The organism is Nakamurella flavida (genome assembly GCF_030811475.1).
Lineage (GTDB): Bacteria > Actinomycetota > Actinomycetes > Mycobacteriales > Nakamurellaceae > Nakamurella > Nakamurella flavida.
Genome location: NZ_JAUSQV010000001.1, coordinates 1,371,841 through 1,382,500 on the forward strand (window position 1 = coordinate 1,371,841; position 10,660 = coordinate 1,382,500).

The window sequence follows — 10,660 nt, forward strand, 5'->3', positions numbered from 1 at the left end:
CGGAACCCGGTGTCCCGGATCCGACGGCCGGGTCCTCAGGTCCGGGCGGGCCGGCGGGTGGGCTCCCGGGTCGCGGCGAGCAGATCGGCGGCGTGCGCCCGGGCCGTCGGGCTGTCCGTGCCGCCCAGCATGCGGGCGAGCTCGCTGTCCCGGTCGGCGTCGGCCACCTGCCGCACCGACGACGAGCCGATGGTGCCGCCCTCCCCCGGCTCGACCACGAAGTGCCGGTCGGCGAACGCGGCCACCTGGGCGAGGTGGGTGACCACGATGACCTGGTGATCCCGGGCGAGATCGGCCAAACGACGGCCGATCTCGGTGGCAGCGCGCCCGCCGACGCCGGCGTCGACCTCGTCGAAGACGAGCGTGTCGACGGGATCCGACCCGGCCAGCACCGCCTCCAGCGCCAGCATGACGCGGGACAGCTCGCCACCGGAGGCGCCCTTGTTGATGGGCAGCTCGGGCGCCCCGGGATGGGCGGTCATCACGATCTCCACCGTGTCGATGCCGCTGGCGCCGGCCTGCACCCAGGCACCCTCGACCTGCAGCACGTCGACCGGTCGGACGACGGCACGCTCCCGTGCACCGGAGCGGGCCGGGGTCGACGCGCGCGTCGACGTCGCGGCGCGGGCCGCGGCGGTCGTGCGGGCCGGGGTGTCGGTACCGGCGGCGGGCGGGGTCGGCTCCTCCCACACCCGGCGGGTCACCGCGACCCGGACCGATGCCCGCCCCATCGCCAGAGCGGCCAGCTCGTCGGTCACCGCCGCGCCGAGGGTGGCGGCCGCGGCCGATCGCCCGGCCGACACCTCGGCCGCCAGCACGGCGACCTCGTCGGCCAGGCGCTGCGCCTCCGCGGCCAGCTGGGCCAGCGCCTCCTCGGACGAGTCCAGCCCGGTGAGCTCGGCCTCGGCCTCGCGACTCCAGGCCAGCACGGCGTCGACGTCCTCGCCGTACCGGCGGGTCAGCGTCTTCAACGCGGCCTGCCGGGACAGCAGCTGCTCCAACTCGGCCGGGTCGGAGTCCAGACCGTCGAGGTACGCCGACAGCTCGGCCGACGCATCGGCCAGCACGGCGGACGCCTCGTGCAGCTGCGCACCCAGGGCGGACAACCGCTCGTCGGTGGCGGCGAGCACCGCGTGCCGGGCCGTCTCGACCAGGCCGACCGCGGTGGGGGCGTCGGTCAGCGTGTCCGCACCGGCGAGCGCAGTCAGGGCCTGCTGGGCCGCCGCGCGGAGATCGTCGACGTTCTCCCGGCGCCGGACCTCGGCGAGCAGATCCACGTCCTCACCGGGCAGCGGCGCTACGGCCTGGATCTCCTGGACCCCGAGCCGCAGCACCTGTTCCCGCTGCGCGAGCTCGCGCGCACGGGTGCGACGGTCGGCGAGGTCGGCGACCGCCGCCTGCCAGCGATCCCGCGCGGCCCGGTACCGCACCAGCAGATCGTGCAGGCCGGCGTACCGGTCCAACACGGCGCGTTGGTTGGACCCCCGGAGCAGGCCGATGGCCTCGGACTGGCCGTGCACCGCGAGCAGCGAACCGGTCAGTTCGGCCAGCACGGCCAACGGCGCCGCCCGGCCACCGACGTGGGCGCGGGACCGACCGTCGGCACTGACACTGCGGACCGCGATGACACTGCCGTCGTCGTCCAGGCTGCCGCCGGCGGCGGTGACGGTGTGCTCGATCGTCCCACCGGGCGGGAGGGTGAAGCGCGCCTCGACCACGGCGCGGTCGGCCCCGGCCCGGACCCGGGCGGCGTCGGCCCGGGCCGCCCCGATCAGGCTGAGGGCGGTGACCACCATCGTCTTGCCGGCCCCGGTCTCGCCAGTGACCGCGGTGAACCCGCGCGAGGGCTCGAGCACGGCTTCGTCGATCACCCCGAGGCCGGTGATCCGCAGTTCGGCGAGCATGCGGCCACGGTAGCCCCGCGCGTCCCGCTGCCGCGGGAGATCGGCCGGATTGGGGACAGGTGTTCGGATCGCCGCCCGGATCGGCGGATCAGTGCCGCTGCTGACGCCAGCCGTGCACCGGGAGGGCGAACTTGCGCACCAACCGGTCAGTGAACGGGAGATCGCCCAGCCGCACCATCTTCACCGGGCTGTCGCCCTTGCGGACGTGGATGCGGGCCCCCGGCGGCACCTCGACGGTCCGGCGTCCGTCGCAGGTCAGCACGGCCGACTGCCCGCCGGGATCGATGTGCACGGTGACGGTGGCCGTGGGTGCGACCACCAGGGACCGCGCGAACAGGGCGTGCGCGTTCAGCGGGGTGACCAGCAGGGCGTCGACCCCCGGCCAGACGACGGGGCCACCCGCGGAGAACGCGTAGGCGGTGGAGCCGGTGGGCGTGGCGCACAACACGCCGTCGCAGCCGTAGGCCGACACGCCGTGGCCGTCCACCTCGACGACGACGTCCAGGATGCGCTCCCGCATGCCCTTCTCCACGCTGATCTCGTTCAGGGCCCAGCCGGTGGCGATCTCCTCGCCGTCGACCTCCACGGCGAACTCGACGGTCATCCGCTCGGCCAGCCGGTAGGTGCGGTCGACGACGGCGGTGAGTGCCGCGTCGACCTCGCTGACGTCGGCCTCGGCCAGGAAGCCGACCCGGCCCAGGTTGACCCCCACCACCGGGACGTCGAGGACGCGGGCCTGTTCGGCGGCGCGCAACAGGGTGCCGTCCCCGCCCATGGCCAGGACCAGTTCGACCGGGCAGTCCAGCAGGTCGGTCTCGTGGTCGTAGACGGTGAGGTCGAGCCCGGCGCCCTCGCCGGGCAGGGCGACCAGGTCGATGCCGGCATCGGCGAGGCGCTGCCGGGCGATGCTGGCGGTGGCGTAGATGTCCTCGCGTCCGGTGTGGGCGACGAGCAGCATGCGCCGGTCGCTCATCGGTGTGCCGGCCGGTGCGTGCTCGTGGTGTGCGCTGCGGTCATGACGGACCCTCCCTCACTGCGGTCTGCACCATGGACGCGGCGGTGTCGGCGTCCACCGGGCTGTCGGCCCGCAGGTGCACGAAGAACTCGACGTTCCCGCTCGGACCGGGCAGCGGCGACGCCACCGCACCGGCCAGACCCCAACCCAGTAGACCAGCCGCACGCACGACGTCCAGCACCGCCTCGGCGCGCAGGGCCGGGTCGCGCACGACTCCCCCGGCACCCAATCGCGCCTTGCCCACCTCGAACTGGGGTTTGACCATCAGGGCCAGGTCGGCACCGTCGGCCGTGCAGGCGATGAGCGCGGGCAGCACCAACCCCAGCGAGATGAAGGACAGATCGGCGACGACGAGATCGACGGGCCCGCCGATCACCTCGGGGGTGAGGGTGCGGACGTTGGTCCGGTCGATCACCTGGACCCGTTCGTCGTTCTGCAGGCGCCAGATCAGCTGCCCGTACCCGACGTCCACAGCGACGACCTCACGGGCACCGCGCCGCAGCAGCACGTCGGTGAAGCCGCCGGTGGAGGCCCCGGCGTCCAGGCACCGCCGGCCGGCGACGTCGATCCCGGAGAACGCGTCCAGGGCACCGATGATTTTGTGGGCGCCCCGCGACGCCCAGTCCTCGTCGGTGACGTCGTCCCGCACCAGGACGGGGGTGGCCTTGTCCACGGCGGTGGCGGCCTTGCTCGCCACGGACCCGGCGACCAGCACACGACCGGCGTCGATCAGCGAGGTGGCGTGCTCCCGGGAGCGAGCCAGGCCGCGTCGGACGAGTTCGCTGTCGAGCCGGGCCCGGCGCACGCTCACCGCCCCTGGTCGACGGTCGCGGCCAGCGCGTCGGTCAACGTGCCGTGCAGACGCGCGTAGACCTGGGGGTGCTCGGCCAGCGGCAGATCGGTCAGGGTGGCCAGCTCGTCGTCCACCGCGGCCGCGATGTCGGCGTCCGTCTGGCGACCGGTCGGGGCGCCGGACGACGCGGTCGAGGGCACGGCCCGGGTCACCGGCGGCGGGCCACCGGGGACGGGTGCGGTCGGCACGTCCCGCGCTGGGGAGACCGGAGTGGGTGTACCGGGCCGGCCGGTGGGGACCCCGGGCAGACCGGGCCGGGGGCCGGGTGCACCGGGACGCGGTCCGTCGTGGGCCATGACTCCTCCGGGGGGCTGATCGGCGGGCGGGCGACGCCGCCCCGGGGTGGACGACCGGGAGCCGATCATCGGGACGGCAGGCCGCCGGGACCTGACGGGCCCGACGGTCACGCTAGCTCAGCCGCCCGACCCTCGGATGCGGGCCGACACCGGAGCGGCCCTCGGCTCGGTGCCCGCGCAGCGGCATGCGCGGGTCGTCGTGGACGGGGAACGCGTCGGGGACATCGCCCACCGGCTCCCGCGCCCTGCAACGCAGCGCGCCGGCTGCCGGTCCCCGAGGGAACCGGCAGCCGGCGCAGCATGTCCGCCCCGCTGGGCGCGCGGTCAGCGGTCTGCGGTCAACCCGGCGCGGGCGAGAACGGCCGCGGTGTCGTCGTCCGCGGCCACGACACGGGTGGAGCCACCGGCCCAGGCCGCGACCACCACCGCGGCCAGGGCGTGCAGAGCCTCCGCATCCCGGGACCGGTCGTCCTGGTCGTGGGCCGCGGGTGCGCCGCCGGAGCGGGCGAGCGTCACCGCTCCGTCGGCGGTCACCGCGGTCCAGGCGGACGTGTCGGCCGAACGCAGGTCGACGACCCGTCCGGCGTCGATCAACCCGCGCATGTCCAGCGAGACATGCGTCGGCCGCTGGTGTTCCGGCGCGGACACCAGGTCCTGGGCGGTGGACACCCCGGTGAGGACCAGCAGCGCGGGATACCCCGCGGTGCAACCGGCCTCGATGTCGGTGTCCAGTCGGTCACCGACGACCAGTGGGTTGCTGGATCCGGCGCGCCGGACGGCCTCGTCCAGCAGCGGGCTGGCGGGTTTGCCGGCCACCCTGGGCGTGAGCCCGGTCGCGGCGACCAGCGCCGCCACCATCGAGCCGTTGCCGGGCAGCAGACCGCGATCGGTGGGCAACGTGCTGTCCACGTTGCAGGCCACCCAGTCGATCCCCGACCGGAGCGCGATGCAGCCCTCGGCCAGATTCACCCACCCGGTGTCCGGCGAGTGTCCCTGCACCAGCGCGACCGGTCCCTCGGCCGCCGTCCGCACCGGGACGAGCCCGGCGTCCTGCACGGCGGTGGCCAGCCAGGGCGCCCCGATGACCAGCACCGCCGACCCGGCGGGGTGGGTGTCGGCGAGCATCGTCGCCGCCGCCTCCGGCGAGGTCAGCACCTCCTCGTCGGTGGCCGGCACCCCCATGGCGGTCAGCGCGGCCGCCACCTCGGCGGGGGGACGGGACGCGTTGTTGGTGACGTACATCGGACGCGAACCGAGCTCCCGGGCGGCGGCCAGTGCCTCGCCGACGTGCTCGATGACCTGACCACCGAGATAGACGGTGCCGTCCAGATCGAGCAGCAGGGCGTCGAATTCGGCCGCCGGAACGGTGGCTGTCATGCCCGGTCCCCCGTGCTCGGCCGGTCGATGTCCTCGCGTCCGGCCGGGGCGTTCCCGCGGTCCGAGGCAGTCGGATCGGGCAGGCCGGTGTCGGTGGTGCCCGCGGGCACCGACGGCGCCGTGTACCCGGAATGCGAGAACAACGAGGAGGTCACCGCGCCGGGCGCGGCCGGATCGGTGGCTGTTCCTTCGGGGGCGGGCTCGGCCTCGGCCTCGTCCCCAGCCTTCTGGGCCGCGGTCTCGTCGGGGTCGACCGACTCCGTGGTGTCGGCAGACGCTGCGGTGTCGAGCCGGGTCTGCTCCGTGTCGCTCTCGGCGGACGACGCGGACGCCTCTCGCGGCTGGTCGGCCGTTGCCTGGACGACCTCGGCCGGGTCGGCGTCGTCCTGTCCCTCGCCGGCCGGCACGACGGCCGACTCGTCGGGGTCGTCGACGACGGCATCGGATGCCTCAGGGTCGGTGATCCCGCCGTCGTCGGTATCCGCGGAGACCTCCAGCTCCGGGTCGTCGGCGGCATCGTCGTCCTCGTCGGACCCGGCCTCACCGGTCTCGACGACGTCCACGGTGGTCCCGGTGACATCGTCGGAGTCGGACAACGCGACGGCGTCGTGGGTGTCGTCAGGATCGGTGTCGTCCGGGTCGGTGTCGTCGGTGTCGTCCGGGTCGGTGTCGTCGGTGTCGTCCGGGTCGGTGTCGTCGGTGTCGTCCTCCACGAGCATGGCGAGGCGTTCCTCGGCGTCGGTCTCCTCGTCGGTGTCGGCGTTCACCGCCCGCAGGAATCCGGCGATGGCCTCGTCGCGGCGGCCGGCCTGTTCGAGCAGATCGGCGTAGGCGAAGAGCAGTCGGGCGGGAGCCTCGACGCCGCTGTCCGGCCGGGCACCGGCCGCCTCGAGGTGCACCAGCGCGGCATCCAGCTGGCCGAGATCGGCTCGGGCTGCGGCGACCACGATGCGCAGTTCGAGTTGGGCGTCGGCGTCGAGCTGCTCGGCCTCGGCGGACCGGGACAGTTCGATGGCCTTCTCCGGGTTGCCCTGGGCGCGTTCGCAATCGGCCATCACGGCCAGGTGTCCGGGTCCGCCGGACATCCGACGGGCGGCGCGCAGCTCGGCGACAGCCTCGGACCACTGGCCGGCGCGGTACGCGACCAGTCCGACGGTCTCCCGGACCACGGCGATCCGTCCGCCCTTGGACCGTGCGGCTCGGGCATGCCGCCAGGCCAGTTCCGGCTCGTCCTCGGCGAGTTCGACCGCGGCCAGGAGATGCGCACCGACGAACTGGGACCCTTCGGCCGACAGCCCGCGCAGGTCTCGACGCACCTCGGGGTCGAGCTCGGACACGTCCAGGTCGTCCGGCAAGTCGGGCCACCGTTCATTGACGTCCTCCTCCCGCACGCGGGAGCCGGTCGGCACTTCACGCGGGGGTCGGGCGTCGTCGAAGTCGCGGCGAGGACCGGAAGGTCGATCGTTCGGCCGCTGGCCTCGCTGAGCGGGCCCGGAATCGCGGTCGCGGTACGGGGGCCGGCGGTCCGCGGAGGCGTCCCGTGCGGGTCGGTCGTCCCGGGCGCCACGGCGATCACCGGAACCGTGGGGCGGTCGGTCGTCCCGAGCGGGACGGCGGGATCCGAAGAGTCCACCGCTCAGGTCTCCGCCCATGCCCGACGAACGTTCGGTGTCGCGGGGGGCGCGGTCGTCGGACGAGCGGGGACGGTCCTCACGCGGCGCCCAGGGTCGATCCGGTCGATCGGTGCGCTGGGTGCGGTCGTTGCGGGGTCCGCGGTCGTCTCGAGCAGGGCGGTCCTCCCGAGGCGTCCACGGCCGGTCCGGCCGATCGGTGCGCTGCGGGCGGTCACCGAAGGAACGCGGGCGGTCGTCGCGCGCGGGACGATCCTCGCGGGGAGTCCACGGTCGATCGCTGCGCTGCGTTCGGTCGGACTGCTGGGGACGGTCACCGGAGGAACGGGGGCGGTCATCACGTGCCGGCCGATCCTCCCGCGGGGTCCACGGCCGGTCGGGGCGGTCGGAGCGCTGCGGGCGGTCACCGAAGGAACGCGGCCGGTCGTCACGTGCCGGCCGATCCTCCCGCGGGGTCCAGGGACGGTCCGGGCGATCCCCAGTCGATCGGGGTCGATCATCGCGGGCGGGGCCACCGCGGGGCGACCAGGGTCGGTCGGCGCGGTCCCCGGTGGGACGCGATCGATCATCCCGCGTCGGGCGGTCCTCGCGGGGAGTCCACGGTCGGTCACTGCGGTCCGGTCGCTGCGGACGGTCGCCGTAGGAAGGTCGATCGGAGCGCTGGGGGCGGTCACCGAAAGAACGGGGGCGATCATCACGCGCGGGACGGTCCTCCCGGGAAGTCCACGGACGATCCGACCGTTGCGGTCGGTCGGACTGCTGGGGGCGGTCGCCGAAGGAACGCGGGCGGTCGTCACGCGCGGGACGGTCCTCCCGGGGGGTCCAGGGCCGATCGCTGCGCTCGGCCCGCTGGGGGCGGTCGCCGAAGGAACGGGAACGATCTGCCGGGCCGGAACGGTCCGGTCGCTGAGTGCGGTCACCGAAGGATCGGGGCGCGTCGTCGCGGCGGGGTCGGTCATCACGCTGGGGGCGGTCACCGAAGGATCGGGGCGCGTCGTCGCGGCGGGGTCGGTCATCACGCTGAGTGCGGTCACCGAAGGATCGGGGCGCGTCGTCGCGACGGGGCCGGTCATCACGCTGCGGGCGGTCGCCGAAGGAACGCGGACGATCATCCCGGGACCCTCGGTCGTCACGGAAGGGACGATCCGATCGATCGCCGCGCGCGCCGCGGTCGGCACCCGGGCGGTCGCCGTCACGGGGCGGGCGAGGGCGGTCGCCGAACGGCCGACTCGGCCTGTCATCACGGCTGGAACGACCACCGGGAGGGCCCTGCCGATCGGAGCCGGACGGGCGGTTGGACCATTCGCCGCTGCGCTGTCCGTCACCACGGCGGTCCTGTCCCCCACCTCGGGAGGATGCAGGACGGGCGCCCTGACCGGAGCTGCCGCGCGTTCCGAAGGAACGAGCCGGTCCGCCGGACTTGTTGCCGTCCGGACGGTCCCGTCGGGGCGGGCGATCGTCGCGTGAATCCGTCATGACACTCTCCTGAATCGATGCTGCTGACTTCGTCCGACGGTCGAACCATCGGGTGATGCTGAACGGATGATGCCGGCCGGCGCGGTGAGCGCCGGGTGGGGGCTGTCCGTCGGCCATGGGGCCGTATGCCTGCGCTCAGTGTGCCCCTGTTCTCGCACAAGAACAGTGGGCGTGTGACGCACCCAGCGTGCGGGGCAATGTGTCCACGCCCTGGTGGCGAGCGTTCGTACCGGCGCTGGGGTGCGGAACGTGGATGCGGCTGAACGAAGAAATGCCTCGAGGGAGGTCACCGACACAGGTTTGCTGTGTGGTGACCTCCCTCGAGGTTCAATGATTGTCCGGCGGCGACCTACTCTCCCACACCGTGGCCGGTGCAGTACCATCGGCGCTGAAGGGCTTAGCTTCCGGGTTCGGGATGGGACCGGGCGTTTCCCCCTCGCTATGACCGCCGTAACTCTATGGAATTCACGGGACCCAACCACCAGGTGAATGTTGCTCAGTGGACGCATGGGTCTGGACCGTATCTCCAGAGTTGCACAGTGGACGCGTAGCATTTTTGTGGTAAGTCCTCGGCCTATTAGTACCGGTCAGCTCCACACCTTACGATGCTTCCACTTCCGGCCTATCAACCCGGTGGTCTAACCGGGGGCCTTACCCCACAAAGGGTGGGAGTCCTCATCTTGGAACAGGCTTCCCGCTTAGATGCTTTCAGCGGTTATCCCTTCCGAACGTAGCCAACCAGCCGTGCTCCTGGTGGAACAACTGGCACACCAGAGGTTCGTCCGTCCCGGTCCTCTCGTACTAGGGACAGCCTTCCTCAAGACTCCTGCGCGCGCGGCGGATAGGGACCGAACTGTCTCACGACGTTCTAAACCCAGCTCGCGTGCCGCTTTAATGGGCGAACAGCCCAACCCTTGGGACCTACTCCAGCCCCAGGATGCGACGAGCCGACATCGAGGTGCCAAACCATGCCGTCGATATGGACTCTTGGGCAAGATCAGCCTGTTATCCCCGGGGTACCTTTTATCCGTTGAGCGACACCCCTTCCACAAGGTGGTGCCGGATCACTAGTCCCGACTTTCGTCCCTGCTCGACCTGTCGGTCTCACAGTCAAGCTCCCTTGTGCACTTACACTCGAAACCTGATTGCCAACCAGGCTGAGGGAACCTTTGGGCGCCTCCGTTACTCTTTGGGAGGCAACCGCCCCAGTTAAACTACCCACCAGGCACTGTCCCTGATCCAGATCATGGACCTAAGTTAGATATCCAGTTCGACCAGAGTGGTATTTCAACGTTGACTCCACGAACACTGGCGTGATCGCTTCACAGTCTCCCACCTATCCTACACAAATCGAACCGAACACCAATACCAAGCTATAGTAAAGGTCCCGGGGTCTTTCCGTCCTGCCGCGCGTAACGAGCATCTTTACTCGTAGTGCAATTTCGCCGAGCCTATGGTTGAGACAGTAGAGAAGTCGTTACGCCATTCGTGCAGGTCGGAACTTACCCGACAAGGAATTTCGCTACCTTAGGATGGTTATAGTTACCACCGCCGTTTACTGGGGCTTAAATTCTCAGCTTCGCCTTACGACTAACCGGTCCTCTTAACCTTCCAGCACCGGGCAGGCGTCAGTCCATATACGTCGTCTTGCGACTTAGCATGGACCTGTGTTTTTAGTAAACAGTCGCTTCTCCCTGGTCTCTGCGACCAAAACGCGCTAGCCCGCAAGGGGCTTCACGCACCTCGGTCCCCCTTCTCCCGAAGTTACGGGGGTATTTTGCCGAGTTCCTTAACCATAGTTCGCTCGATCACCTTGGTATTCTCTACCTGACCACCTGTGTCGGTTTGGGGTACGGGCCGCTCAGAGCTCGCTAGAGGCTTTTCTCGACAGCATAGGATCACTCTACTTCGCCTCAATCGGCTATGCATCGGGTCTCAGATCAACACGGAAACGGATTTGCCTATCCCCGCTACCTACACCCTTACACCAGTATTACCACTGACTGGCGGAGCTACCTTCCTGTGTCACCCCATCGCTTGACTACTACCGGATCGGGTCACGCGCTCGCCGCGCATCTCCCGAAGGAAACGCTTGGTCCGGGCGTTTA

6 protein-coding genes and 2 rRNA genes (1 of these 8 cut by a window edge) are annotated in these 10,660 nt (G+C 71.2%); all 8 read right to left on the reverse strand.

What is annotated here, in order from left to right:
• Nucleotides 1–35 precede the first annotated feature (35 nt).
• Nucleotides 36–1,904 (reverse strand): DNA repair protein RecN, encoded by a 1,869-nt coding sequence (gene recN / locus J2S58_RS06100; RefSeq protein ID WP_205258364.1) that lies wholly within the window; start codon nucleotides 1,902–1,904, stop codon nucleotides 36–38.
• A gap of 88 nt (nucleotides 1,905–1,992) precedes the next feature.
• On the reverse strand, nucleotides 1,993–2,877 hold the full coding sequence (locus J2S58_RS06105) for an NAD kinase (protein WP_205258363.1): 885 nt from the start codon (nucleotides 2,875–2,877) through the stop codon (nucleotides 1,993–1,995).
• A gap of 40 nt (nucleotides 2,878–2,917) precedes the next feature.
• Nucleotides 2,918–3,730, reverse strand: coding sequence for a TlyA family RNA methyltransferase (locus J2S58_RS06110; RefSeq protein ID WP_306826602.1), 813 nt, complete (start codon nucleotides 3,728–3,730; stop codon nucleotides 2,918–2,920).
• Nucleotides 3,727–3,960, reverse strand: a complete 234-nt coding sequence (locus J2S58_RS06115; RefSeq protein ID WP_205258362.1) for a hypothetical protein — start codon at nucleotides 3,958–3,960, stop codon at nucleotides 3,727–3,729. The genes J2S58_RS06110 and J2S58_RS06115 overlap by 4 nt, the downstream gene beginning before the upstream one ends.
• 432 nt (nucleotides 3,961–4,392) lie before the next feature.
• On the reverse strand, nucleotides 4,393–5,445 hold the full coding sequence (locus J2S58_RS06120; protein ID WP_205258361.1) for an HAD-IIA family hydrolase: 1,053 nt from the start codon (nucleotides 5,443–5,445) through the stop codon (nucleotides 4,393–4,395).
• A complete protein-coding gene (locus J2S58_RS06125; protein ID WP_205258360.1) occupies nucleotides 5,442–6,800 on the reverse strand; it encodes a hypothetical protein in 1,359 nt (452 codons plus the stop codon). Before J2S58_RS06125 ends, J2S58_RS06120 begins: the two co-directional genes overlap by 4 nt.
• 2,088 nt (nucleotides 6,801–8,888) lie before the next feature.
• Nucleotides 8,889–9,005, reverse strand: a 5S ribosomal RNA gene (rrf, locus tag J2S58_RS06130).
• 104 nt (nucleotides 9,006–9,109) lie between these two features.
• Nucleotides 9,110–10,660: ribosomal RNA gene (locus J2S58_RS06135) — 23S ribosomal RNA — on the reverse strand (it continues 1,558 nt past the right edge of the window).

What these genes read in the sequence shown, in the direction of transcription:
- recN (WP_205258364.1), bottom strand. Translation starts at nt 1,904, where the DNA reads ATGCTCGCCGAACTGCGGATCACCGGCCTCGGGGTGATCGACGAAGCC.
- J2S58_RS06105 (WP_205258363.1), bottom strand. Translation starts at nt 2,877, where the DNA reads ATGAGCGACCGGCGCATGCTGCTCGTCGCCCACACCGGACGCGAGGAC.
- J2S58_RS06120 (WP_205258361.1), bottom strand. Translation starts at nt 5,445, where the DNA reads ATGACAGCCACCGTTCCGGCGGCCGAATTCGACGCCCTGCTGCTCGAT.